The organism is Methylorubrum rhodinum (assembly GCF_014199935.1).
GTDB classification, from domain to species: domain Bacteria; phylum Pseudomonadota; class Alphaproteobacteria; order Rhizobiales; family Beijerinckiaceae; genus Methylobacterium; species Methylobacterium rhodinum.
This window is the reverse complement of record NZ_JACHOP010000004.1, coordinates 23,061-47,323: the sequence shown is the minus strand read 5'-3', so window position 1 is coordinate 47,323 and position 24,263 is coordinate 23,061. Positions and strand designations below refer to the sequence as shown.

Annotated in this window: 27 protein-coding genes; 12 read left to right on the top strand and 15 right to left on the bottom strand. The window is 70.2% G+C overall.

Features of this window, described 5'->3' with window-relative positions:
- The first annotated feature begins 166 nt into the window (after positions 1 to 166).
- Positions 167 to 595 (top strand): gamma-butyrobetaine hydroxylase family protein, encoded by a 429-nt coding sequence (locus tag HNR00_RS06320; protein ID WP_183566636.1) that lies wholly within the window; start codon positions 167 to 169, stop codon positions 593 to 595.
- 37 nt (positions 596 to 632) lie between these two features.
- Here HNR00_RS06320 and HNR00_RS06315 read toward each other — a convergent pair whose 3' ends face one another.
- Complete coding sequence (locus tag HNR00_RS06315) at positions 633 to 875, bottom strand: DUF2171 domain-containing protein (RefSeq protein WP_183566633.1); 243 nt, start codon at positions 873 to 875, stop codon at positions 633 to 635.
- 113 nt (positions 876 to 988) lie between these two features.
- Between HNR00_RS06315 and HNR00_RS06310 the strand changes: the two genes are divergently transcribed.
- Positions 989 to 1,597 carry a Uma2 family endonuclease gene (locus HNR00_RS06310; RefSeq protein WP_183566630.1) on the top strand — a complete coding sequence of 203 codons (609 nt, stop codon included), beginning with the start codon at positions 989 to 991 and terminating at the stop codon, positions 1,595 to 1,597.
- Positions 1,598 to 1,668: 71 nt separating this feature from the next.
- On the opposite strand, the gene HNR00_RS06305 is transcribed toward HNR00_RS06310, so the two are convergent.
- From HNR00_RS06305 to nadA, 4 genes are all read right to left on the bottom strand, one after another.
- The gene (locus HNR00_RS06305; RefSeq protein ID WP_183566627.1) at positions 1,669 to 2,331 is read right to left on the bottom strand and encodes a L,D-transpeptidase; all 663 of its coding nucleotides are present in this window, start codon (positions 2,329 to 2,331) and stop codon (positions 1,669 to 1,671) included.
- 551 nt (positions 2,332 to 2,882) lie between these two features.
- Positions 2,883 to 3,755: a carboxylating nicotinate-nucleotide diphosphorylase gene (gene nadC / locus HNR00_RS06300; RefSeq protein ID WP_183566624.1), complete on the bottom strand. Its 873-nt coding sequence runs from the start codon at positions 3,753 to 3,755 to the stop codon at positions 2,883 to 2,885.
- Positions 3,748 to 5,271, bottom strand: coding sequence for an L-aspartate oxidase (locus tag HNR00_RS06295; protein ID WP_183566621.1), 1,524 nt, complete (start codon positions 5,269 to 5,271; stop codon positions 3,748 to 3,750). Before HNR00_RS06295 ends, nadC begins: the two co-directional genes overlap by 8 nt.
- On the bottom strand, positions 5,271 to 6,353 hold the full coding sequence (gene nadA / locus HNR00_RS06290; protein ID WP_183566618.1) for a quinolinate synthase NadA: 1,083 nt from the start codon (positions 6,351 to 6,353) through the stop codon (positions 5,271 to 5,273). The genes HNR00_RS06295 and nadA overlap by 1 nt, the downstream gene beginning before the upstream one ends.
- Before the next feature lie 357 nt (positions 6,354 to 6,710).
- Between nadA and HNR00_RS06285 the strand changes: the two genes are divergently transcribed.
- Positions 6,711 to 8,084, top strand: coding sequence for a methyl-accepting chemotaxis protein (locus HNR00_RS06285; RefSeq protein WP_183566615.1), 1,374 nt, complete (start codon positions 6,711 to 6,713; stop codon positions 8,082 to 8,084).
- 21 nt (positions 8,085 to 8,105) lie between these two features.
- On the opposite strand, the gene HNR00_RS06280 is transcribed toward HNR00_RS06285, so the two are convergent.
- The 8 genes from HNR00_RS06280 to HNR00_RS06245 form a co-directional block, all read right to left on the bottom strand.
- Complete coding sequence (locus HNR00_RS06280) at positions 8,106 to 8,417, bottom strand: hypothetical protein (protein WP_183566612.1); 312 nt, start codon at positions 8,415 to 8,417, stop codon at positions 8,106 to 8,108.
- 59 nt (positions 8,418 to 8,476) lie between these two features.
- Positions 8,477 to 8,788 carry an EthD family reductase gene (locus tag HNR00_RS06275; RefSeq protein WP_183566609.1) on the bottom strand — a complete coding sequence of 104 codons (312 nt, stop codon included), beginning with the start codon at positions 8,786 to 8,788 and terminating at the stop codon, positions 8,477 to 8,479.
- A gap of 263 nt (positions 8,789 to 9,051) precedes the next feature.
- A complete protein-coding gene (locus HNR00_RS06270) occupies positions 9,052 to 10,383 on the bottom strand; it encodes an NAD(P)/FAD-dependent oxidoreductase (protein WP_183566606.1) in 1,332 nt (443 codons plus the stop codon).
- Between the two features lie 123 nt (positions 10,384 to 10,506).
- Positions 10,507 to 11,154, bottom strand: coding sequence for a maleylacetoacetate isomerase (gene maiA, locus HNR00_RS06265; protein WP_183566603.1), 648 nt, complete (start codon positions 11,152 to 11,154; stop codon positions 10,507 to 10,509).
- Between the two features lie 23 nt (positions 11,155 to 11,177).
- Positions 11,178 to 11,477, bottom strand: a complete 300-nt coding sequence (locus tag HNR00_RS06260; protein WP_183566600.1) for an antibiotic biosynthesis monooxygenase family protein — start codon at positions 11,475 to 11,477, stop codon at positions 11,178 to 11,180.
- A gap of 108 nt (positions 11,478 to 11,585) precedes the next feature.
- Positions 11,586 to 11,771, bottom strand: a complete 186-nt coding sequence (locus HNR00_RS06255; RefSeq protein ID WP_183566597.1) for a hypothetical protein — start codon at positions 11,769 to 11,771, stop codon at positions 11,586 to 11,588.
- Between the two features lie 15 nt (positions 11,772 to 11,786).
- Positions 11,787 to 14,486 carry an aconitate hydratase AcnA gene (acnA, locus tag HNR00_RS06250; protein WP_183566594.1) on the bottom strand — a complete coding sequence of 900 codons (2,700 nt, stop codon included), beginning with the start codon at positions 14,484 to 14,486 and terminating at the stop codon, positions 11,787 to 11,789.
- 280 nt (positions 14,487 to 14,766) lie between these two features.
- Entirely contained in the window at positions 14,767 to 14,943 is a 177-nt protein-coding gene (locus HNR00_RS06245) for a hypothetical protein (protein WP_183566591.1), read from the bottom strand.
- Positions 14,944 to 15,253: 310 nt separating this feature from the next.
- On the opposite strand from HNR00_RS06245, the gene ccmA reads away from it, so the two are divergent.
- The 4 genes from ccmA (at position 15,254) to HNR00_RS06225 (ending at position 18,772) form a co-directional block, all read left to right on the top strand.
- Positions 15,254 to 15,898 (top strand): heme ABC exporter ATP-binding protein CcmA, encoded by a 645-nt coding sequence (ccmA, locus tag HNR00_RS06240; protein WP_183566588.1) that lies wholly within the window; start codon positions 15,254 to 15,256, stop codon positions 15,896 to 15,898.
- Positions 15,895 to 16,563, top strand: coding sequence for a heme exporter protein CcmB (ccmB, locus tag HNR00_RS06235; RefSeq protein ID WP_183566585.1), 669 nt, complete (start codon positions 15,895 to 15,897; stop codon positions 16,561 to 16,563). The genes ccmA and ccmB overlap by 4 nt, the downstream gene beginning before the upstream one ends.
- Before the next feature lie 209 nt (positions 16,564 to 16,772).
- Complete coding sequence (locus HNR00_RS06230; protein ID WP_183566581.1) at positions 16,773 to 17,759, top strand: MotA/TolQ/ExbB proton channel family protein; 987 nt, start codon at positions 16,773 to 16,775, stop codon at positions 17,757 to 17,759.
- Positions 17,759 to 18,772, top strand: coding sequence for a peptidoglycan -binding protein (locus tag HNR00_RS06225; RefSeq protein ID WP_183566578.1), 1,014 nt, complete (start codon positions 17,759 to 17,761; stop codon positions 18,770 to 18,772). Before HNR00_RS06230 ends, HNR00_RS06225 begins: the two co-directional genes overlap by 1 nt.
- A 208-nt stretch (positions 18,773 to 18,980) precedes the next feature.
- Here the strand turns inward: HNR00_RS06225 and HNR00_RS06220 are convergent, their stop codons facing one another.
- Entirely contained in the window at positions 18,981 to 19,418 is a 438-nt protein-coding gene (locus HNR00_RS06220; protein ID WP_183566575.1) for a DUF2147 domain-containing protein, read from the bottom strand.
- A 190-nt stretch (positions 19,419 to 19,608) separates the two neighbouring features.
- Between HNR00_RS06220 and rfbC the strand changes: the two genes are divergently transcribed.
- From rfbC to rfbA, 4 genes are read left to right on the top strand one after another with little or no spacing between them, the layout of a single operon-like run.
- Positions 19,609 to 20,160 (top strand): dTDP-4-dehydrorhamnose 3,5-epimerase, encoded by a 552-nt coding sequence (gene rfbC, locus HNR00_RS06215; protein WP_183566572.1) that lies wholly within the window; start codon positions 19,609 to 19,611, stop codon positions 20,158 to 20,160.
- A gap of 42 nt (positions 20,161 to 20,202) precedes the next feature.
- On the top strand, positions 20,203 to 21,252 hold the full coding sequence (rfbB, locus tag HNR00_RS06210) for a dTDP-glucose 4,6-dehydratase (protein ID WP_183566569.1): 1,050 nt from the start codon (positions 20,203 to 20,205) through the stop codon (positions 21,250 to 21,252).
- An 8-nt stretch (positions 21,253 to 21,260) separates the two neighbouring features.
- Positions 21,261 to 22,145: a dTDP-4-dehydrorhamnose reductase gene (gene rfbD, locus HNR00_RS06205; RefSeq protein WP_183566566.1), complete on the top strand. Its 885-nt coding sequence runs from the start codon at positions 21,261 to 21,263 to the stop codon at positions 22,143 to 22,145.
- A 16-nt stretch (positions 22,146 to 22,161) separates the two neighbouring features.
- Entirely contained in the window at positions 22,162 to 23,052 is an 891-nt protein-coding gene (gene rfbA / locus HNR00_RS06200; protein WP_183566563.1) for a glucose-1-phosphate thymidylyltransferase RfbA, read from the top strand.
- A gap of 48 nt (positions 23,053 to 23,100) precedes the next feature.
- On the opposite strand, the gene HNR00_RS06195 is transcribed toward rfbA, so the two are convergent.
- Positions 23,101 to 23,724: a hypothetical protein gene (locus tag HNR00_RS06195; RefSeq protein ID WP_183567341.1), complete on the bottom strand. Its 624-nt coding sequence runs from the start codon at positions 23,722 to 23,724 to the stop codon at positions 23,101 to 23,103.
- 277 nt (positions 23,725 to 24,001) lie between these two features.
- On the opposite strand from HNR00_RS06195, the gene HNR00_RS26025 reads away from it, so the two are divergent.
- A complete protein-coding gene (locus HNR00_RS26025; RefSeq protein WP_376770358.1) occupies positions 24,002 to 24,187 on the top strand; it encodes a DUF6538 domain-containing protein in 186 nt (61 codons plus the stop codon).
- Positions 24,188 to 24,263: the final 76 nt, after the last annotated feature.

Here is a 24,263-nt window from a genome sequence, read left to right as displayed (position 1 = left end):
CCCCGCCCCACCCCCTCGTCGCGGGCGGGCTCGCGAATGGCCTCGCGAGGGGCCTCGGCAGTGTTCGGCTTGTCGGCTGACAGATCCAACATCTTCGGCCATATGAGGGTTTGCGCGCCGGCCCACAACCGACCCCGGCGCGGATCAGATACGCGAGACTGGCCGAATGAGCGAGCGCTGGCCCACAGAAATCCGCCTGACCGGCGACAAGCGGACGCTGCGCGTGGCGTTCGAGGATGGCGGGCGGTTCGAATTGCCGGCGGAATACCTGCGGGTGTCGAGCCCGTCGGCCGAGGTGCAGGGCCATTCCCCGGCCGAGCGCAAGGTGATCGGCGGCAAGCGCGAGGTGGCAATCCTGTCGGTCGAGCCGATCGGCAATTATGCAGTAAAACTCCGTTTCGACGACATGCACGACACCGGCATCTACGGCTGGGGCTACCTGTACGATCTCGGCCGCGAATACCGGAACCGCTGGCAGACCTACCTCAAGGAACTCGACGAGCGCGGCCTCACCCGCGACCGCACGGCGAGCGCACCGGCCAAGAGCGGGCATGGCGGCGGAGGATGCGGTAGCGGAAGCTGCGGCTGTCACTGAAGCGGGGCGGCATCGCACCGCCCGGCATACAGAAAAATCAGGCGGCGCCGGAGGTGCTCCACTCGCGCTTCACCTCGTCGGCGGGCTTGTTGAGGCGCACCCGGTCGCCGTCGGCCGAATCGACGAAGTCGAGCGGGATGTAGTGGTGCAGGCCGCCCGCGTCCGAATCGGTCTTGGTCAGCTTGATCTCGCCCTTGTCGACATGATCGACGGTGCCGACATGGCCGCCGTCGGACCCGACGACGGTGGCGTGTTCGCGGATGTGGCTGGCATCGACCATGTGTTTCTCCCTGGTTGTCGCTGGCGCAACCGGGGGCAGAGGGGCAGAACGGCGATGTTCCTGGCTCGTGCAGCGTCAAGCGGTCCGGTAAGCTCGGGCGACGGGAGTACTCCATGGCCGGCTCCGCCCAGCAGCCTCATGCCCTGACCATCGCCGACTACGACCGGTTCGTGGCGGTGCAGGCCGACGACCGCGAGTGGGAACTCGTGGAGGGCGAGCTCGTGATGATGAGCAACCCGACCGAAAACCACGAGCAGATCGCGGGCAATATCGGCGCACCGCTCAAGCTTGCGATGGATGCGGCCGGGTGCCGGAGCTATCAGGGGGGCCTACGCGTCCAGCGCTCCGACGACAGCCGCGGCCGGGACAAGACCCGGCCCGACATCGTCGTCCGCTGCGGCCCGCGGCAGAACCGGACCTCCATCATCGACCCGCTCGTCGTGGTCGAGGTGCTGTCGCCTTCGACGATGGACCACGACCGCGGCGGGAAGCTGAAGTTCTACAAGTCGCTCCCGACGCTCCGGCACATCGCCCTGGTCTATCAGGATCAGATGCGGGTGGAGCATTTCGAGCGCACCGAGGAGGGCTGGCGCCTCGATGTGCTCACCGCGCCGGATCAGACGCTTCGGTTCGACGCGGTCGGCTTCGAGATCGAGGTCGAGCGCGTCTATTTCGACGTGCCCGTACTGCGGCCGGTCACGGATCGCGGCGAGGCGCGCTGAGTCCGCCCTCTCGACAAAGAAAAACGCCAGCCCATCGGGCCGGCGCTTTCCGAACTCGCCCTCGTTTCAGCTCAGCGCTGGACGATGACGCGGGTGCCCACCTTCACGCGGGTGTAGAGGTCGGCCACGTCCTCGTTGGTCATGCGGATGCAGCCCGAGGAGACGGCGGTGCCGATCGTCTCCGGCTCGTTGGAGCCGTGGATGCGGTAGATCGTGTTGCCGAGATACATCGCGCGGGAGCCGAGCGGGTTCTCGATGCCGCCCTTCATGTAGCGCGGCAGATCGGGGCGGCGGCGCAGCATCTCGGCCGGCGGGCGCCAATCCGGCCATTCGCGCTTCATCGTGACGGTCTGGGTGCCGCCCCAGGTGAAGCCGGGACGGCCGACGCCGACGCCGTAGCGCATCGCCTCGCCGCCGGGCAGGACGAGGTAGAGGCGCCGCTCGGCGGTGGAGACCACGATGGTGCCGGGGGTGTGCGGGCCGGTATAGGCCACGGTCTCGCGGCCGATGGCGGTGGCCTGCGGCACGGCCGCGGCGGCGGGGCTCTGCTGCAGCGGGTCGGCGGCCGGCAGGGCGGCGTTGGCGGTGGGCACCGCCTGCGCGCGCACGCGGACGGTGAGCACCTCGGAGAGCGGCTGGCGGGTGAGCGGGTCGATCTCGTAGGCGGCGACGGGGCCGGCCAGCGCGATCGTCGCGCAGGCAAGCCCGCTCAGGGCGGTGACGAAACGGCGCATCAGGTCCTCTCGGGACAGGCGAATTGTGCGGGAACGCGGCGAACTGTCAGCGCACGATGCCGTGCGGATCATCGCCAAGGCGTAAACGCTCGCGGCCCAAAGCCAAGCTTGATTTGCGGTGCGGCACCGGTTCGAGCAACGTCGTGACCGTGTGGCCACACTGTGGCAGCTTGACCGTACGATGGGAAGGAATCCGTGCCCGGCGCGTGTCGTCGGCGAGTTTGGTCGCCCGCCTCTTCGTCGAGGCGGGCGGCTAGAGCGATGCAATTGTTTTCGGACACAACGCCACCGCCACATCCCTCCCCCCCTGCGGGGGAGGGTGGCCCCCGAAGGGGGTCGGGAGCGGGGAACCCCGTTTCCGGAGATGATTGGACAACGGCGGCCAGGCGGCACCGTCGCGCTGCCCCTCTCCCGTCCGCTCCGCGGACACCCTCCCCCGCAGAGGGGGGAGGGATTTGCGTCGCCTTTTACGATCGCCGCTCTGTCGGGTCCTGGCGGCGGAGGAGATCGTGGAGCGAGGCGGCCGGCGCTTCCGGCGCACCCGGACGGGCTTACGCCGCGTCCAGCCCCAGATCGATGATCGCCGCGCTGTGGGTGATCCAGCCGACCGAGATCAGGTCCACGCCCGATGCGGCGACGGCGCCGACGGTGTCGCGGTTGATCCGGCCCGAAGCCTCGGTCAGCGCCCGGCCGTCGACCATGCCGACCGCCCGACGCAGGGTCTCCGGGCTCATGTTGTCGAGAAGCACGGCGTCGACGCCGACCGACAACGCCTGTTCGAGCTGGGCCAGGGTGTCGACCTCGACCTCGATCTTGACGAGGTGGCCGGCCCGCGCGCGGGCGCGCTCGATCGCCGGGACGATGCCGCCGGCGACCGCGACGTGGTTGTCCTTGATCAGCACGGCGTCGTCGAGGCCGAAACGGTGGTTCGAGCCGCCGCCCGCCCGCACCGCGTGCTTCTCCAGCGCCCGCAGGCCCGGCGTGGTCTTGCGGGTGCAGACGATGCTGGCACGTCCGTGCGGCCTGGCCGCCTCGACCAGCGAGGCCGTCGCGGTGGCGACCCCGCTGAGGCGGCAGAGCAGGTTGAGGGCGACGCGCTCGGCCGTCAGCACCGCGCGGGCGGGGCCGGACAGGCGGATCACCCCATCGCCCGGCGCGACACGGGCGCCGTCCGGCCGATCGACCGTGACGTTGAGGCTCGGATCGATCAGCTCGAAGGCGATCACCGCCGCGTCGGTGCCGGCGATCACCCCGTCCTGCCGCGAAGCGATCACCGCCTCCATCCGCTCGGAGGGCGGGACGATGGCGTCGGTGGTGATGTCGCCGGCCCGGCCGAGGTCCTCCAGGAGCGCCGCCCGCACCACCGGTTCGACCAGGATGCGCGGCAAGGGGAGCAACGTGGGCAGCAGCACGGTCTCAGGCATCGGAGAGTTCCTGCTTCGCCCGCATGTCGGCCGCTTCGGCCGGTGTCGTGACCGAGTGATGAGCCGGGAGCTGGCCCGGATAATCGCTGCGCCAGTGGGCGCCGCGGCTCTCGCGGCGGGCCAGCGCCGCGCGGGCGATCATCAGCCCGGTCTCGGCCGCCGGGCAGCCGGCGCGCCGCTCCAGACGGTCGATGGCCTTTGTCAGGCCGGCCTCGTCGCGGACCACGCCGACATGGCGCTCCATGATCGCGCGCACCGCCTCCGGCGCGCCCTCGCCGGTCGGGAACGATGCCGGCAGGGGCGTGGGCCGGATCGGAGCGGTGGCCGGCGCCGCGTCCCCGATCGCCGCGGCGATGCGGGGAGCGAAGGCGAGGGCTTCCAGCAGCGAGTTGCTGGCGAGGCGGTTGGCGCCGTGGAGGCCCGTCGAGGCGACCTCGCCGCAGGCCCATAGGCCCGGCACGGTGCTGCGGCCGAAGGCGTCCACGAGCACGCCGCCCATGTGGTAGTGGGCCGCCGGCCGCACCGGGATCGGCTGCACCGCCGGATCGATGCCGGCTTCCGCGCAGAGGGCTGCGACGGTGGGGAAGCGCGTCGGCATGGAGCGGCCGAGGGCGCCGCGGGTGTCGAGATAGACGGTGCGGCCGCGGGCCAGCGCCTGGAAGATGCCGCGGGCCACCACGTCGCGCGGGGCGAGGTCGCCGCCGGCCACGCCCGCCATCACGCGCTCGCCGTTCTCGTCGATCAGGGCCGCGCCCTCGCCGCGCAGGGCCTCGGTGGCGAGCGGCATCGGATCGCGCCCGGAGGCGATTGCCGTGGGGTGGAACTGCACGAATTCGAGGTCGCGCAGCGCCGCCCCGGCCCGCGAAGCGGCGAGCAGGCCGCGGCCGGTGGCGCCGCGCGGGTTGGTGGTCGAGGCGTAGAGCCCGCCGAGGCCGCCGGTGGCGAGCACCACGGCGCGGGCGGGCAGGCGGAAGGCGGCCCCGTCGCGGGCGCAGACCACGCCGCGGACCGTGCCGTCGTCGTCGCGGATCAGGTCGTGCAGGGTCGCGACCACGACCTCGACGGTCGGGCAGGCCCGCACCGCCCGCACCAATCCTTCGAGCACGGTCGCCCCGGTCGAGTCGCCCCGCGCCCGCACGATGCGGCGACGGCAATGGGCGGCCTCCAGGCCGAGCGCGAGCGCGCCGTCGGCCTCGCGGTCGAAGCCGATGCCGAGGTCGACGAGCCAGTCGATCAGGCCGGGGCCGGCCTGCGCCACACCGAGCGCGGTATCCGGCTCGGTCAGCCCGGCGCCCGCGCCTTCGGTGTCCGCGGCGTGGAGCGACGGCGCGTCGTCAAGGCCGATGGCGGCGGCGATGCCGCCCTGCGCCCAGCCGGTGGCGGTGCCGAGCCCGAGCGGCGCGGCGGTGATGAGGGTGACGGGACACGGGGCGAGCCGGAGCGCGGTCGCGAGGCCGGCCACGCCGCCGCCGACCACGACGACGCGGTCGGCGGGGCTGCGGGGGACGATGCTCATCAGGCGGCGGCCGAAGTGGGTGCAGGGATCGGCGCGGGCGAGACGGTCTGGGTCGGCTTGACGGCGAGCATCCGCTCGACCGCCGTCCGGGCGCGATCCGCGAGCGCCGGCTCGACCGTGACCTCGTGGGTCATCGTCTCGAGCGCGTGGCGGATGTTGCCGAGCGTGATCCGCTTCATGTGCGGGCACAGGTTGCAGGGCTTGATGAACTCGATGTCGGGGTTGGCGACCGCGATGTTGTCGGCCATCGAGCATTCGGTCACGAGCACGACCTGGGCGGGCCGCTTCTCGGTGACATAATTCATCATCATCGCCGTGGAGCCGGAGAAATCGGAAGCCTCGACGACCTCCGGCGGGCATTCCGGGTGGGCGATCACGGTGATGCCGGGATAGCTGTCGCGCACCTCGGCGATGTCGGCGGGGGTGAAGCGCTCGTGCACCTCGCAATGCCCGGCCCAGGTCAGCATCTCGACCTCGGGCACCTGTTGCTGGACGTTGCGGGCCAGGAACTCGTCGGGGATCATCAGCACCCGCGGGACGCCGAGCGCCCGGACCACGTCCGCCGCGTTGCCGGAGGTGCAGCAGACGTCGGACTCGGCCTTCACGGCCGCGGAGGTGTTGACGTAGGTCACCACCGGCACGCCCGGATACTTCGCCTTCAGGGCGCGCACGTCGGCGGCGGTGATCGAATCGGCGAGCGAGCAGCCGGCGCCCAGGTCCGGGATCAGCACGGTCTTGTTCGGGTTCAGGAGCTTCGCCGTCTCCGCCATGAAGTGGACGCCGGCCAGCACGATCACATCGGCGTCGACACGCGCCGCCTCGCGGGCGAGCGCGAGGCTGTCGCCGACGATGTCCGCCACCGTGTGGAAGATCTCCGGCGCCTGATAATTGTGGGCGAGCACGACCGCGTTGCGCTCGCGCTTGAGCCGCAGGATCGCCTCCACGTCGGGGGCGAGCGCCGGCCATTCCACCGCCGGGACGTGGCGGCTCACCCGCTCGTACAGCTCGGGCAGCGGGAACGCGTCGGAACGGTGGGAGGCCTGGCGACCATCCGCACGGGGGGCGGTTCCAGCCTGCAACATCGTGCACTCCTTTATGCTCAAAGTGAGCATTGCGCCGCCTAACTTAGGGGCCGCCCGCCGCCTTGTCCAGATATGCTGAGACTGAGCATAAAAATTTTGCGACGCACAAAGCTTGTCGCGGCGCCCTTCCGCCTTAGGCCATCCAGTCTAGTTTTCGCGAGTCGTCGCTGCAGCGCGAGGCAAGTCCGGCAAGTTGTTCCCAGAACATCGAATGAAATCAATTTTTAACGGGGCGGTGACATGGTCCCCCGGACACAAAGCGTAAGCAATTCCGGACGTATGGCCGGAGCGGTTTCGAGGCGAAGGACGGCACATCCGTTCCGAGTGCTCGAAGGCGAGGAGGTACCCAGGATCATCATGCTGCCTCTCAAGTTCCGTCGCGATGCGGGACCTTCGGTCCTGCCGGCCTCCGACAGCCGGACCGAGGGTCCGTCGGACGAGGCGCGCCTCGTCGCGGCGATCGAACGCTTGAGCAAGGGCGCGGGCCTGTCCGACGCGCCCGGGCTCGCCGGCACGCCGGTGGGCACCGCGCTCGGCGATCTCGGGCGGGCGCACAGCGCCGGCCTGCGGGCGGAGCGCGCCAAGCTCGCCGCCGTCGCCAAGGAGGCCTCCGAGGGCGCGATCAACATCGGCTGGACCACCTACGACATCGGCGAGGTCGCGCAATCGACCCAGACGATCGCCAGCGCCATCGAGGAGATGGTCGCCTCGATCGCCGAGGTGTCGGAGACCTCCGATTCGGCCGGTGCCTCCGCGCTCGCCGCCCGCGAGGCGATGGCGAACTGCACCTCGGACGTCCGCAACGCCCGCTCGGCCATGGACGCGATCCGCGATCGCACCCACCAGATCGACGAGCGCCTGAAGCTCCTGCAGAACGCCATCGCCGAGATCGGCACCATGGCGGGCACGATCGCGACGATCTCCAGCCAGACCAACCTGCTCGCGCTGAACGCGACGATCGAGGCGGCGCGGGCCGGCGAGGCGGGCCGCGGCTTCTCGGTGGTCGCGGCGGAGGTGAAGTCGCTGTCGGGCCAGACCGCCCGCTCGACCGAGCAGATCCGCACGTGGCTCAACACGCTCCAGGGCGAGATGGGCCAGATCGCGAAAGCCGTGGAGGAGAGCCGCGGCGCGGTCGCGTCCGGCAGCACGGTGGTCGAGAATCTCGGGGGCCGGGTCGAGGACGCGGCCGAGCGCATCTCCCAGACCAGCGAGCTGAACGCGGCGCTCGCCGCCGCCCTCGGTCAGCAACGCAGCGCCACCGCGGAAATCTCGGGCAGCGTGCAGAGCATCGCCGAAAAGGCGGCCAAGACCCGTACCGAGATCGACAGCATCACCGGCCGCCTCGTGAAGGCCGAGACCCTGGCCCAGGCCGGGCTGGAGGACGCCGCCGGCATCGAGCATTACGAGCTGGTGCGGCTGCCCGCCGACATCGGCCAGTGGAAGCGGGCGCTGGCCACGATCCTCGTCGGCTTCTCGCCCGCGGACCAGGCCGCCGCAGTGCTGCGGGGCCGCGCCGCCAAGCGCACCGCGGAAGCCGGCCGGAGTGGAGCGAATCAGGCGGCGGTCGAGGCCTTCCTCACCGCCGACGCCAAGGCCCACGAGGAGGCCGCCCGTATGGTCACCGCCATCGCCCAGGGCAACTGGGACGTCGGCACCCCGGCCTACAAGGCCGCGACCGCGGCGATGAAGGAGATGATCCAGGCCGCCGAGCGGATCGTCGGGGGACGCTGAGACAAAGACGGGGCGCCGCCGTCAGGCGGCGTCCTCGTCCTCGTCCTCGATCGGGTCCGCGGTCCAGACCGTCGCGAAGGCGGCGAGGTGGCGGGCGTCCGAGAAGGCCAGCACCGTCACCGTCCGCTCCGCGGGCGCCGCGCCTGGATAGGGCGCGAGCAGGATCTTTTCCTGCGACAGGCGCGCATCGGGCGTGTTCTGCGCGATCCAGGCCTGCGCCTCCGGCGTCAGCGTCGCGGGATCGCTCAAGGCGCGCGAATCGGCGCGCAGCACGATGATCGTGGTGCCGAGCGCAGGATTGGCCTCCTGCAGTTGCTTGATGATGTCGATCATCGGCGTTCCGTCCTATCCATCCGCGTCGTCCGGGCCGGCGCACCGGCCCGGAGAGACGCCTACTCCGCGAAATCGCTGATCTGCACCACGGGCTGGGAATCCGTAAAGTTCGGGATGTCGCCGAAGATTTCCTCCCCGTCCTCGCCCGCGGCCTTCTTGAAGGCGTCGGCGGAGTCGAAGCGCAGGTTGGCGATCACCTGATACGGGGCGGTGCCGCCGTCCGGCGTGCCGGCTCCCTTGAGCACCGTGTAGTCGTGAAGCCCCTTCGACGACCAGCGCTGGCTCACCAGCGGCATGTGGGTCTTGAGGTAGTAATCCATATCGAAGCGGGTGCCGCTGTCGCTCGGATACATCACGCTGATCAGGACCATGGCGTCTCCTCCCGGCCGCGCTCGCGCGAGCCGACCGGAAGCGAAGATGAGGCGCGGGGCCGGCGGTTCAAGCACCGGAGGCCTCGGACCCCACCGCCGTCGTTCCGGGGCCGCGCAGCGGAACCCGGAATTCATCCGTGATGCGACGCATCGTGACCCGTCGCGGCAGGTCGTGGATTCCGGGTTCGCCTGCGGCGCCCCGGAATGACGGCGGTGGATGGAGGCGCGGCTCGGGGGCCCGCGTCGCGCGAGCCCCAAAGGCTTCAGTGCAGCTTCACCCGCGCCACCGTCCGCCGCGTGATCGCGCGCGCCAGCGCGTCGAGAGCGGTCTTCCAGAAGCCGTTCACCGCGGTCTCGTGCATCTTGTAAAGCGAGCGGTACATCAGCCGGGCGAAGAGGCCGGCGATGAACATGTTCTTTCCCTGGATGAAGCCCATCAGGTTGCCGACCGTGGTGTACTCGCCGAGCGAGACCAGCGAGCCGAAGTCGCGGTACTTGAACGGCTTCAACGGCTTGCCGGCCATCTTGTTGGGGATCTGCTTAAGCAGATGCGCGGCCTGCTGGTGGGCGGCCTGGGCGCGCGGCGGGATCGGCGTGTCCGAGCCCTGCTCGACGAGGTAGGCGCAATCGCCCATGGCGAACACGTCCGGGTCGCGGGTGGTCTGCAGAGTCGGCGTCACGACGAGCTGGTTGTTGCGCGTCGTCTCCAGGCCGCCGAGATCCTTCAAAAAATTCGCGCCCTTCACGCCCGCGGCCCACACGACCAGCTCGGACGGGATGAAGCCGCCGTCGGCGAGCTGCACGCCGTCGGCCCGCACCTCGGTGACGCGCGCCTTCACCCGCACCTCGACGCCGATCTTGGAAAGCAGGGCCATCACGTCCGAGGAGAGGCGGGCCGGGACGGCCGGCAGGATGCGGTCGGCGGCCTCGACCAGGGTGATCTTGAGGTCTTTGGCCGGATCGATCTTGTCGAGGCCGGTCTTGGCGACCTCGCGGGTGGTGCGGTGGAGTTCGGCCGCGAGTTCGGTGCCGGTGGCGCCCGCGCCGATCACGGTGACGTGGAGCTGCCCCGGACGGACCGGACCCTCCTGGGTGTGGGCGCGCAGCATGCCGTTGACGAGGCGCTGATGGAAGCGCACCGCCTGCTCCTGCGTGTCCAGCGCGATGGCGTGCTCCTTCACGCCGGGCGTGCCGAAATCGTTGGTGGTCGAGCCCACCGCCATCACCAGCGTGTCGTAGGGGATGGCGCGCACGGGCGTGACCTCGCGGCCCTCGCTGTCGGTGCTGGCGGCGAGTTGGACGATCCGGCGCTCGCGGTCGAGCCCGGTCATCTCGCCGATGCGGTAGCGGAAGTGGTTGGCGTGGGCGTGGTGCAGGTAATCGACCGCGTGGTGGCCGACATCGAGCGAACCGGCGGCGACCTCGTGCAGCAACGGCTTCCAGATATGGGTGCGGGCGCGATCCACCAGCGTGACGTGGGCCTTGCCGCGCTTGCCGTACTTGTTGCCGAGCGCGGTCACCAGTTCCAGCCCGGCCGCGCCTCCTCCCACCACGACGATCTTGTGCAGATCGGTGACCGACTCGCTCGGAACCATCCTTGCCCCACTCCACGATCCGGCCGCCTCACGGGCGGCCTTGCCAGTTTGGAATGACCTTACATCACCAAACGTGCAGAGGCCCACACTTCCGTGCGCGGGTGGGTCGCGGGGCGGGCGGTGCTACGATACCGGGGCGCCGGGCTGGCGCAGGGGATGGGCGTGGGCGACCGCGTCGAGGGCCAGAAGCTCTTCGGCGATACGCTTCACCGTGGGATAGGGCGCGGTGTCGATGCCGAAGATGCCGGTGCCGACCCACAGGCTGATCAGGCAGAGGTCGGCATGGCTCACCGCGTCGCCCTGGCAGTAGCGGCCGGTGCCGGGCTCGGTCGCGAGGCGCTGCTCTAGCACCTTGAGGCCGGTGGTGAAGGCGTGGCGCAGGAAGTCGAGCATCCGCTCCCGCGGCAGACCGTAATGCTCCATCAGGAAATTGCGGACGCGGGGGACGTAGAGGGGATGGGTGTCGCAGGCCACGACCTGGGCCAGCGAACGGGCCCGCGCCCGCGCCCGCGGGTCGGCCGGCAGCAGCTTCACACCGGGTTGCGTCTCCTCAAGATAGTCGAGGATCGCCAGCGATTGGGTCAGGGGCGGTCCGTCACCGTCGAACAGCGCCGGCACCGCGCCCTGCGGGTTGATCGCGAGGAAGTCGGGCTTGAACTGGTCGCCCGCGTCGAGGTCGAGGAAGATTTCCTCGTAGGCGATGCCCTTCAGGTTCATCGCGATGCGCACGCGGAAGGCGGCCGCCGAGCGCCAGTTGCCGTACATCTTCATGGGCGCGTCTTCCCTGTCTTCGCTCAGAACGCCTTGAGGGTCAGTTCGGTGTGCTCGACCTGGGGCGGGCTCTCGAACGTGTCGGAGACGAGCGCGCGATAGTCCTTCCAGGCCTGCGAGCCGGTGAAGTCCTTGGTATGGGCTTCCAGCGTGTCCCACTCGATCAGCAGACGATAGCGCTGCGGCTTCTCGACGGAACGGCGCACCGCGAAGCTGCGGCAGCCCGCGGCCGCGCGGAAGATTTCGGCGGCCTGCGTGATGCCGGTCTCGAACGCGGACTCGGAGCCCGCCTTCACATCGATCTGCGCGATTTCCAGGATCATGCGTAACGCGTCCTTCCTTGTGCGGCGCAGGACATAGCGCGTGGATGCGAAAAAGGCCCCTCCCTTTCGGAAGAGGCCCCTTCTACCGGATCATCGGCGTCGCTTCAGTCAGACGTCCGGCGTGATGCCGTTCGTGTAGTTGGTCGTGATGTCGTGGTCGGATCGCCCCGATGGCGGTGCCAAGCGGGACGGTTTTTCCCTCCGCGAGCGCGGGAAACAGGCGACCGCGAACACGGCCGCCAGAACCGCGAGGCCGCCGAGGAGGCCGAGCGTGACGTGCAGCCACTCCGGCATCCCCACGCCCTTCGCTTACGCCGCGAGCGAGCGCAGCACGTAGGGCAGGATGCCGCCATTACGAAAGTATTCCAGCTCGTCGAGCGTATCGATCCGGCAGGTCAGCGGCACCTCGCGCTTCGTGCCGTCGGCCGAGGTGATCTCGGCCGTCAGCGTCTGGCGCGGCTTCAGCTCGCCGGCCAGCCCCTTGATCGTCACGGTCTCGTCGCCCTTGAGGCCGAGCGACTGCCACGACTCCTCGCCCTGGAAGACCAGCGGCACCACGCCCATACCGACGAGGTTCGAGCGGTGGATGCGCTCGAAGCTCTCGGCGATCACGGCGCGCACGCCGAGCAGCTTGGTGCCCTTGGCCGCCCAGTCGCGCGACGAGCCGGTGCCGTATTCCTTGCCGGCGAAGACCACGAGCGGGGTCCCCTGCTCCGCGTATTTCTGGGCCGCGTCGTAGATGTAGAGCTGTTCGCCCGAGGGTTGGAACAGCGTCCAGCCGCCCTCGACCACGTTGCCGGCCTCGTCCCGCACCATCTGGTTCTTGATGCGGATGTTGGCGAAGGTGCCCCGCATCATGACTTCGTGGTTGCCGCGGCGGGTGCCGTACTGGTTGAAGTCCTGCACCCGCACCTGATGCTCCTGCAGGTACGCGCCGGCGGGCGAGGCCGCGCGGATGTTGCCCGCGGGCGAGATGTGGTCGGTGGTGATCGAGTCGAGGAAGAGACCCAGGATGCGCGCACCCTCGATGTCGGTGACCGGATCGGGGGTCTTGGTCATGCCCTCGAAGTAAGGCGGATTCTGCACGTAGGTCGAGCCGCCGTCCCAACTGAACGTCTCGGCCTCGGTCACCTCGACGCCCTTCCAGTTGTCGTCGCCGCCGAACACGTCGGCATAGCGGCTCTTGAACAGGGACGAGGTGATGTTCTCCTCGATGAAGCGGTTCACCTCTTCCGAGGACGGCCAGATGTCCTTGAGGTAGACCGGCTGGCCGTCCGAGCCCTGGCCCAGCGGCTCGGTCGTGATGTCGATCTGGAGCGAGCCGGCGAGCGCGTAGGCCACCACCAGCGGCGGCGAGGCGAGGTAGTTGGCACGCACGTCGGGGTTCACGCGGCCCTCGAAGTTGCGGTTGCCCGAGAGGACGGCGGCGGCGACCACGTCGTTGTCGTTGATCGCCTTGGAGATCGCGGGCGGGAGCGGGCCCGAATTGCCGATGCAGGTGGTGCAGCCGAAGCCGACGAGGTTGAAGCCCAGCGCGTCGAGGCTCTCCTGCAGGCCCGACTTGTCGAGATACTCGCCCACGACCTGTGAGCCGGGAGCGAGCGAGGTCTTCACCCACGGCTTCGAGCGCAGGCCCTTGGCGACCGCGTTGCGGGCGAGCAGGCCGGCGCCGATCATCACGCTCGGGTTCGAGGTGTTGGTGCAGGAGGTGATCGCCGCGATCACCACGTCGCCGTGGCCGATGTCGAAGTTGGTGCCCTCGACCGCGTAGCGGCTCGAAATGTCGGCGGCGCGCTTGAACTCCTTCTCCATCGAGTCGGCGAAGCCCGGCTTGGCGGCGTCGAGCAGCACCCGGTCCTGCGGGCGCTTCGGGCCGGCGAGCGAGGGGCGCACGGTGCCCATGTCGAGTTCGAGGGCATCGGTGAAGACCGGGTCGGGCGTCTGCGCGTCGCGCCACATGCCCTGCGCCTTGGCATAGGCCTCGACCAGCTCGATCCGGGCGTCGTCGCGGCCGGTGACCTTGAGGAAGTCGATGGTCTTGCGGTCGATGGGGAAGAAGCCGCAGGTGGCGCCGTATTCCGGGGCCATGTTGGAGATCGTGGCGCGGTCGGCCACCGCCATGTCGTCGAGGCCGGGGCCGTAGAACTCCACGAACTTGCCGACCACGCCCTTCTTGCGCAGCATCTGCGTGACGGTGAGCACGAGATCGGTCGCGGTGGTGCCCTCGGGCAGCTTGCCCGACAGCTTGAAGCCGACGACCTCGGGGATCAGCATCGACAGCGGCTGGCCGAGCATCGCCGCCTCGGCCTCTATGCCGCCGACGCCCCAGCCGAGCACGGCCAGACCGTTGACCATGGTGGTGTGCGAATCGGTGCCGACGAGCGAATCCGGATAGGCGACCTCGGCGCCGTCCTCTGATCGCGTCCACACCGTCTGCGACAGGTATTCGAGGTTGACCTGATGGCAGATGCCGGTGCCGGGCGGCACGACGGAAAAGTTGTCGAAGGCCGACTGGCCCCACTTGAGGAAGGTGTAGCGCTCGCCGTTGCGGGCGTATTCGAGGGAGACGTTGTCGCCGAGCGCCTTCGGGGTGCCGAACTCATCGACGATCACCGAGTGGTCGATGACGAGATCCACCGGCACCAGCGGGTTGATCTTCTGGGGGTCGCCGCCGAGCGAGACCATGGCGTCGCGCATCGCGGCCAGATCGACCACCGCGGGCACGCCCGTGAAGTCCTGCATCAGCACGCGGGAGGGGCGGAAGGCGATCTCGGTCTCGGCCTTGCCCTTGGTGTCGAGCCACGCGACGGCGGCCTCGATGTCGCTCTTGCGGACCGAGCGGTCGTCCTCGAACCGCAGCAGGTTCTCGAGGATCACCTTCATCGAGAACGGCAGGGCGGTCGAATCGGCCAGGCCGTTCTGCTGCGCCTGCGGGATCGAGTAGTAGGTGTAGGTCTTGCCCCCGGCTTGAAGCGTCTGGCGGGCCTTGAAGCTGTCGAGCGATGCCACGGCTAGTCGGATCCTGAAGCTGGCGTTGTCGAACACGGCGTAGGCATAACCTGCGCCACGAGAGGTGTTCGGCCGTATGCGCCCGTGAACGAGCGCGCGCCGCCCCGGGGGCGCCCGGGAAGAGTGCCGGAACCGGCACTCAGGATGGTGCGCGAGGGGCGATTTGGACGCCCTGAGAGGATCGCGCGGCGCAGCCTGCGCGGTCTATAGAACGTTTCGAATCTGGCCGCTACTGCCGGCCGCGTGGGCAGTGACGGTCTGCCCTTCCTGAAACGGCGGCCTACGGCGCCTCGGGCGGCGGCGCGCCGAAGCAGCGGCCGACCGCCTCCCAGAACGCGGAGAGTTGATCGGGCGTGAGGCGCGCCAGCCGCTCTTCCAGCAGCGCCCGGCCCGCGATGGCCGCCGGGTCCTGTTCGAACTCGGCCTCGGTGGGGTGTGCGCTCGCGCCCGAATCCACGGCCGCCTCCTGTCGGGTCCGTCGTGGACCGTCAGGCTCAATGCGCTGCGCGACGGCCGGTTCGCCTCAGACCTCGGTTTAGGCTACGCGGTCGGTAGAATAGGGCGCCGCTCCTCCTCCTAGCGGGGAGGAGGTAGGAGGTGGGGGTCGGGCAGAAGGCACCCCTGCGGTTCCTCCTGAACCACCCCCACCCCTGGCCCCTCCCCGCAAGGGGGAGGGAAAGGCGCCTTCCCATCGCCGCCGGTCCGACGGTGATGGGCAACTCCAATCGCGGGCCGGAGAACGGGCGCGTGGCGTCACAGGCAAACTCGTGCGGCTGATCGTCCAAAGCCTCGCCTGCCGCCGCTCGGGGCGGCGGATCTTTTCCGGTCTCTCCTTCGCCCTCGCGCCGGGCGAGGCCTTGATGGTCACGGGCCGCAACGGCGCCGGCAAGTCGAGCCTGCTCGCGATGCTGGCCGGGCGGCTCAAGCCCGATGCCGGCACCATCCGCGGCGAAGACATCGGCGAGGCGACGCTGTTCGAGCGCCTGCACGTCGTCGGCCATCGCGACGGCCTCAAATCCGCGCTGACCGCCCAGGAGAATCTCGATTTCGCCCGCGATCTTCTGGGAGACGCCGCGCTGAGCGCACCCGATGCGCTCGCCGAACTCGGCCTGCCGCACGTGGCGCGGCTGCCGGTGGGCTATCTCTCGGCCGGGCAGCGGCGGCGGGTGGCGCTGGCCCGCCTGCTCGTCTGCCGCCGCCCGCTCTGGCTCCTCGACGAGCCGACCGCGGCCCTCGACCTCGCCTCGCAGGAGGTGCTCGCCGCGATGATGGCCCGGCACCGGGCGGACGGCGGCCTCGTCGTCGCCGCAACCCATCAGGCGCTCGGCCTGGAGGATGCCCGCGAATTGCGCATCGGCCCGCCCTCCGCGGAGCAGGCCCTGGACGAGCCGATCGAGGAGAGCTGGGCATGATGCGGGCGTTCACGGCGCTGCTGGCCCGCGACCTGAAGCTCGCCGCCCGCGTCGGCGGTTCGGGGGCGCTGTCGCTGGTCTTCTTCCTGATGATCGTGGTGCTGGTGCCGTTCGCGCTCGGCCCCGATCTCAACCTGCTGTCGCGGATCGGCCCGGCGATCCTCTGGCTCGCCGCGGTCCTGGCGACGCTGATCGGCCTCGACCGCCTGTTCCAGTCGGACGAGGAGGACGGCTCGCTCGACCTGATGACGGGCGCCGCCGTGCCGCTCGAACTCGTGGTGCTGGCCAAAGTGGCGGCCTACTGGCTCACCACCGGCCTGCCGCTGGCGCTCTCGGCGCCCCTGTTCGGGCTGCTGGTGGCGCTCACGCCGACCGCGATGGGGGCCACCGCGCTGACGCTGCTGGTCGGCACCCCCGCGCTCGCCTTCATCGGCGCGGTCGGCGCGGCGCTCACCGCCACGATCCGCCGCGGCGGCCTGATCCTGGCGATCGTGGTGCTGCCGCTGATGATCCCGACCCTGATCTTCGGCGTCTCGGCCACGGAAGCCGCGCTCGGCGGCACCGTGCCGTTTACGACGCCGCTGGCCGTGCTCGCCGCGCTCAGCCTCATCGCGGGCGTCATCGGGACGCTTGCGGCGGCCGCCTCGCTGCGCTGGTCGGAGTGAGCGCGAAGGGAGCGCGAAAGGATGGCGAAGGGAGCGAACGCCACCGGAATCGCGAGCGGGTTCGCCGCACCGGCGATCCTCCGCCAATACCGCCACCGCAAGCGGCGCAGTGACTTGATCGCGTAAGGTCAAGCCGCCAGAGTGCCGCCGCCCTCCTCCCGCGCGGTGCCCTCCTCCCGGCGTCGGCCCAAACACGAGCATGGACCCCGATGGCGGCCCGTCCCGCGTCTTCCTCCGACAGCCCGCCGCTGGCCAAGCCCGGCATGACCATCGTGCGGATGCTGGTCTTCCTCGTGCTGGTCGGCTTCCTCGCCTTCGTCCTCTATCGGCAGATCACTCCGGCGTTCCTCGCCAATCCCGGCCTCAACGGGCTGATCCTCGGCGTGCTGCTCATCGCGGTGCTGCTCGCCTTCGGGCAGGTGACCCGGCTCTTTCGCGAGACGCGCTACCTCAACGCGGTCGCCGCCGGCGAGAAGCCGAAGGACAAGCCGGTCCTGCTGGCGCCCCTGGTGCCGGCGATCGAGGCCCGGCGCGCGGGCGTGACGCTCACGGGCACCCGGGCTCTGCTCGACACCACCGCCGCGCGCCTCGACGAGGGCCGCGAGATCCTGCGCTACAGCGCCGGCATCCTGATCCTGCTCGGCCTGCTCGGCACGTTCTGGGGCCTGATCGAGACGCTCTCGGCCGTCGGCTCGGTGATCGGCGGGATGCGCGGCGGGGGGGACGCCGCCGTCATGTTCGACGAGCTGAAGAGCGGGCTCGCGGTGCCGCTGTCCGGCATCGGTCTCGCCTTCTCGGCCTCCCTGTTCGGCCTCGCCTCCTCGCTGGTGATCGGCTTCCTCGACCTCCAGACGGGGCAGGCCCATGCCCGCTTCCACAACGAGTTGGAGGATTGGCTGGTCTCGGGCGAGGAGCAGGCGGTGGTCTCCGCGGCCCGGCCCGCGCCCGAGCACGACCCGGCGGTCGCCCGCGAGCTTCAGGCGGCGGTCGATCGCCTGAGCGGCGTCATCGCCGAGGGCGGCGGCGGGCGGGCCGCGACCCAGGCGATGACCAACCTCGCCGAAGGCATCCAGGGCCTCGTCCAGCACATGCGCGCCGAGCAGCAGATGATCCGCGACTGGGTCGAGGCCCAGGCCGCCCGTGAGCGCGAGCTGAAGCAGGTGCTGGACCGCATCGCCCGCGAAAAGGCCGAGTGATGGCCTCCCGGCGCGCGCGCGCCCATCGCGGCATCGACGTCTGGCCCGGCTACGTCGATGCGCTGGCCACCCTCCTGCTGTCGGTGGTGTTCCTGCTCACCGTCTTCGTGGTCGGGCAGTTCTTCCTGTCGCAGGAATTGACCGGGCGCGACGCGGTGCTGACCCGCCTCAACCGCCAGATCGCCGACCTCACCGACCTGCTGGCGCTGGAGCGCTCCAACCGCCGCGCCCAGGAAGAGGCGGTGGCGGGCATGCGCAACACGCTGACGGCGACGGAAGCCGAGCGCGACCGGCTCCAGGCGCTGGCGGATGCCGCGACCGCGACGCAGGGCAAGAGCGCCGATGGGGACGCGCAGCTCGCGGCCGAGCGCGGGGCCACGGCGCGCGCGCAGAATCAGGTCGAGCTGCTGAACGAGCAGATCCGGGCCCTTCGCCGCCAGCTCGCCGCGCTGGAGGACGCGCTCTCGGCCTCCGAATCCCGCGACCGCGAGAGCCAGGCCCGCATCGCCGAGCTCGGCAGCCGCCTCAACGTGGCGCTGGCGCAGCGGGTGCAGGAACTCGCCCGCTACCGCTCGGACTTCTTCGGCCGCCTGCGCCAGATCATCGGCGCGCGCTCGGACATCCGCATCGTCGGCGACCGCTTCGTGCTGCAATCCGAGGTGCTGTTCGCCGCGGGCTCCGCCGCGCTCAAGCCCGAGGCCGGGCCGGAGATCGACCGGATCGCGGGCGCCATCCTCGACATCTCGAAGGAGATTCCCGCCGACATCCCCTGGGTGCTGCGGGTCGACGGCCACACCGATGCGCGGCCGATCCAGTCGACCCAATTCCCCTCGAACTGGGCGCTGTCGGCGGCCCGCGCCATCGCGGTGGTGCAGTACCTGCGCAGCAAGGGCATCCCGCCGCAGCGGCTCTTGGCGGGCGCCTTCGGCGAGTTCCAGCCGCTCGATTCGGGCACCAGCGAGGAGGCCTATTCCCGCAACCGCCGCATCGAGATGAAGCTGACGGAGCGGTAGTCTTTTCGGGGTCGGTCCGCTCGATTTTCTCCCCCGCGCCGTCATCGCGAGGCGGAGCCGAAGCGATCCAGGGCGCGACCTTCACAGCGAGGGCGCGACCGCGCCGACGAAAGCGGCAGCGTGCGCGACCACCCCGGACGATGCGGAGCGCTGGATTGCTGACGCCTCCGCCTCGCAACGACGGGGAGGAGGCGAAGTCCCAAAAAACTTATCGCAGCCGCCGCCAGGTCTGGCGCTTGCAGATGACGCTGAGCACGCAGCCCGCGACCTCGACGGTGTCCGGCCCCTTCGGCGTCAGGCTGCCCGAATAGGTCTTGCCGTCCTTCGGGTTGTAGAGGCTGCCCTCGAACCCCTCCCCGCTCGCCGTGCCGGCCTGCATGATCTGCACGCCCACGAGCTTGCGCGTGCGCAAGCCCGGATCGGGATTCTGCGCGTCGAGGCCGGCGCCGGCGGTCGCCGCGATGACCCCGCAATAGCCGGCGCCGCAGCGGGCGATGCGCACGGTCGAGCCCGCCGTCTCGGTCTGCCACAGGCCGGAGAGGTCGCCCCCCTTCTGCGCGAGGGCGGGGCCGCTCAGGGCGCCGAGCAGCGTCGCGGCGAGCGCGATGCGGAAGGCGCGGCGGCGGGAAGAGGCGTGCGCGACCATGCGGATCGGAACTCCTGATGGGCCGCGAACGGCGGCCGGGGCGGCAGCGGTATGGCCGCCATCGCCTGGGCGCAAGCCCGGGGCCCGATGCGATTTTCGATCACATCGCCTTGACTTCGCCGCCTTGGACCGTCTCAAGCGGCCACGATCGCCCGCTCCGCGGGCCGACCCGCGAGAGGGGACGGGACGGATGCAGGTCATCGACACGGAGATTCCGGCGGTCAAGCGGGTGATCCCGAAGCGCCACGGGGACGACCGCGGCTGGTTCTCGGAAGTTTTTCGGGCCGACGTGCTCGCCAAGGCCGGCATCGCCAACGGGTTCATCCAGGACAACCAGTCCTTCTCGGCGCCCGCCGGCACCGTGCGCGGCCTGCACTTCCAGACCGCGCCCGCGGCGCAGGCCAAGCTGATCCGGGTGCTCGCCGGCGCGATCCTGGATGTGGCCGTCGACATCCGCTCCGATTCGCCGAGCTACGGACGGTTCGTGTCCGTGCGGCTCGATGCGGAGGGCGGCGAGCAGCTCTTCGTGCCGGCCGGCTTCGCCCACGGCTTCTGCACCCTGGAGCCGAACACGATGGTGGCCTACAAGGTCGACGCCTATTACAGCCCCGAGAACGACCGCAACCTGCGCTGGAACGATCCCGCCATCGGCATCGACTGGCCGGTGACCGAGGCCGAGGCGATCCTTTCCGGCAAGGACAAGACGGCGCCGCTGCTGGCCGATCTCGGCCGCGTGTTCTGAACGCACCCGCCCGCTGAACGAAATCGACGGAGAACCCTCGCGATGCGCATTCTGGTGACCGGCGGCTGCGGCTTCATCGGCTCCGCGCTGGTGCTGCACCTCGTGCAGGATCTCGGCCACGAGGTGCTGACCCTCGATGCGCTGACCTATGCGGCCAACCCGATCTCGCTGGAGCCCCTGAAGGACGATCCGCGCCATCGCCTGGAGCAGGCCGACATCTGCGACCCGGCCCGCGTCCACGCCCTCTACGCGGACTTCAGGCCCGACGCGGTGATGCATCTGGCCGCCGAGAGCCACGTCGATCGCTCGATCACCGATCCGGGCGCCTTCGTGCGCACCAACGTCATCGGCACCCAGGTGATGCTCGACGGGGCGCGGACCCACTGGGAGAGCCTGGAGGACGAGGCGAAGCAGAAATTTCGGTTCCTCCACGTCTCGACCGACGAGGTCTACGGCTCGCTTCCCCCCGACGGGTTCTTCACCGAGGAGAGCCGCTACGATCCGCGCTCGCCCTACTCGGCCTCGAAGGCCGCCTCGGACCACCTCGCGCGGGCGTGGCACGAGACCTACGGCCTGCCGGTGCTGGTGACGAACTGCTCGAACAATTACGGGCCGCGCCACTTCCCGGAAAAGCTGATCCCGCTGATGATCCTGGCCGCGCTCGACGGCAAGAACCTGCCGGTCTACGGCGACGGTATGAACGAGCGCGACTGGATCCATGTCGAGGATCACGCCCGCGGCCTCGTCGCGGTGCTGGAGCGGGGTCGCCTCGGCGAGACCTACCTGCTCGGCGGGCGCTCGGTGCGCAACAACCTCGCCGTGGTCAAGGCGCTCTGCGCCGCCTTCGACCGGGTGCGGCCCGAGCACGGCCCGCACGAACGGCTCATCACCTTCGTCGCCGACCGTCCCGGCCACGACCGGCGCTACGCCATCGACCCGACCAAGGCCGAACGCGAGGTCGGCTGGACGCCGACCAAGGTGTTCGAGGAGGCCCTGGTCGAGACTGTGCAATGGTATCTCGACAACGAATCGTGGTGGCGCCCGATCCGCGAGGGCCGCTATTCCGGCGAGCGCCTCGGCCTCGCGAAGTAGGCCGCCACATGGACATCCTCATCCTTGGCGGCGCCGGGCAGGTCGGCACCGAGCTGCAGGCCTATCCCTGGCCGGACGACGTGCGGGTCCACGCCCCCGACCGCCAGAGCCTCGACATCACCGACGAGGGCGCGGTCGCCGCCGCATTCGATGCCCGCGCCTACGCGGCGGTGATCGTGCCGGCCGCCTACACGGCGGTGGACAAGGCCGAAAGCGAGGCGGCGGCCGCGTGGCGCCTCAACGCGCTGGCCCCCGCGATCCTCGCGGCGGAGACCAAGCGGCGGGGCATCCCGCTCGTCCACGTCTCGACGGACTACGTGTTCGAGGGCACGGGCGAGGGCTTCTATGCGCCCGACGCCCCCGTGAACCCGACCAGCGTCTACGGCGCCAGCAAGGCCGCGGGCGAGATGGCGGTGCGCACCGGCAACCCGCGCCACGCGATTCTTCGCACCGCCTGGGTGGTCAGCCCGCACCGGGGCAACTTCGTCAAGACGATGCTGCGGCTCGCCGCCGAGCGCGACAAGCTCACCGTGGTCGACGACCAGCACGGCTGCCCGACCTCGGCCGCCGATCTCGCGGCGGCGCTCGCCACGATCGCCCTGCGGCTCGCGCAGGACCCTTCGGCGCCGACCGGCACCTTCCACTTCGTCAACGATGGCGCCACCACGTGGTGCGGCTTCGCCCGCGCCATCGTCGAGGGCTCGGCCAAGCGCGGCGGGCGCAGCGTCCCGGTCGAGGGCATCCCGACCTCCGCCTACCCGACCCCGGCCCGGCGCCCGGCCAATTCACGGCTCTCGACGCGGAGCCTGACCGACGCCTACGGAATCGCGCCGCGTCCCTGGAATGCGGCGCTCGACGACATCCTCGACCGTCTGGTCGGACCGGCGCAGTGAACGATAGGGGTTTTCGATGAAGGGCATCGTGCTCGCCGGCGGCTCCGGCACAAGGCTCCATCCGGCCACGCTCGCGATCAACAAGCAGCTCCTGCCGGTCTACGACAAGCCGATGATCTACTATCCGATCTCGGTGCTGATGCTCGCCGGCATCCGCGAGATCCTGATCATCTCCTCGCCCGAACACCTGGGCAACTACCAGCGCCTGCTCGGCACCGGGGAGCAGTTCGGCGTCACCTTCACCTACGCGGTGCAGCCGCGGCCGGAGGGACTGGCCCAGGCCTTCATCATCGGCCGCGACTTCGTCGGCACCGACGACGTGGCGCTGGTGCTGGGCGACAACCTGTTCTTCGGCAACGGCATGAGCGCCCTGCTCGGCCGGGCTCGCGCCCGCAAGTCGGGGGCGACGGTGTTCGCCTACCACGTCGACCATCCGGAGGCCTACGGCGTCGTCACCCTCGACGACGAGGGCCGCCCGGTGCGCCTCGTCGAGAAGCCCACGCAGCCCGAGAGCCCCTGGGCGGTGACAGGCCTGTACTTCTACGACAATCAGGTGCTCGACATCGCCGCCGACGTGACGCCGTCCGACCGGGGCGAGCTGGAGATCACGAGCGTCAACCAGGCCTATCTCGAGCGCGGCCAGCTCCATGTCGAGCGGATGAGCCGCGGCTACGCGTGGCTCGACACCGGCACCCACGACAGCCTGCTGGAGGCGGCGGAGTTCGTGCGCGTGCTCCAGCACCGCCAGGGCCTGCAGGTCGCCTGCCTGGAAGAGATCGCCTACCTGCAGGGCTTCATCGGCCGGGAGCAGCTCCAGGCCCGCGGCGAGCTGTTCGCCAAGACCCAGTACGGCCAGAACCTGTTGCGGCTCGCCCGCGAGGGGCGCCGGGTCGATCAGGCGTTCTGATTTCCTGGAATTGGGGGTTTCTGCCTCGCAACGCCGGGTGAGCGCCCTTCAGCGTTCGCCCCGCGCCAACACCGCGCCGGTATAGGTCTCGGCCACCTCGCAGAACGGCACGCCGCCGGTGGAGAGCACCGCCTCCACCGAGAAGAGCGGCGCGTCGGGGCCCGGAACGGTCCCCTCCCCCGGCCGCCACAGCATGCGCAGCGAGAGGTTGCGGCGGCTCGGGTTCAGCGGGCGGACGACGCGGCCGAACGGCGCCTGCGTGCCGTCGAGGGCCGCGTTCATCTCAGGGGTCAGCCGCCCGGGGACGTACCAGTTGTCGGCCTCCGACAGCACGTGCGGGCCGCAAGCGAGGCGGACCCGGCGGTAGCGCACGACCTCGTCCGGCCCGACCGCCAGCCGCTCGCGCTGGAGCGGGCTCGGCGCCTTGTCGATGCCGGGGACCCGCACGGCGACGATGCGGGGATCGACCGCGAGGCCGCGCTCGGCGCACCACGCTTCCAGCACGGCGGTGGCGCTCGGCGCGGCGAGAAGGCGGGCGCTGAGGGTCTCGATCACCGCGCGCGCCCCGGCCTCGTCTGGCGTCTCGCGCGGCGTCTCCTGCGGAGCCGCCTGGGCCTGCGCGCCGGCAGGCGACGCCATCGCCCCGGCCATCGCGAGCCCCACCGTCAGCATCCGAGTCGCCGCATCCATCGAGGAGCGCCATACGTCGCCGGACCGCAAAGGTCCATCGTACCGGGTGCAATGCGGAGATGCGGCAGAGTGCCGTCGCAAACGAAGAAGCCGCCCGGAGGCGGCTTTCTCCGGATCGGAGATGTGTCGGAGGATGGGGGGGCCCAACGGGATCGAACCGATGACCCGTTCAGCCATCGATGAGAAAAAACGAGCGACACATCAGTGACATGGCCGTGCGCACTCGAGGTACGAAGTTCGGTACGCAGAGGCCATTTCGATGCCCCGCCCGTCATCCTCCGACATACGCTGCCTTGAGCAGAACGGCGGGACGTGGCGGGTGACGTTGGCCCTTCCTCGCGACCTCCGAGCCAAGCTCGGCACCCGCCTGAAGCGCTCCCTTCACACGGACAGCCTCACGGTCGTCAACCGATTGGCCTGCTGCCGGTTCGACCGTCACACCTGAACCGAGTGTCCGTGAAACCGGCAGCAGGCCATCATTCAGCACCATCTGAGCTCATCCGCTTCGAACCCACGGTGAA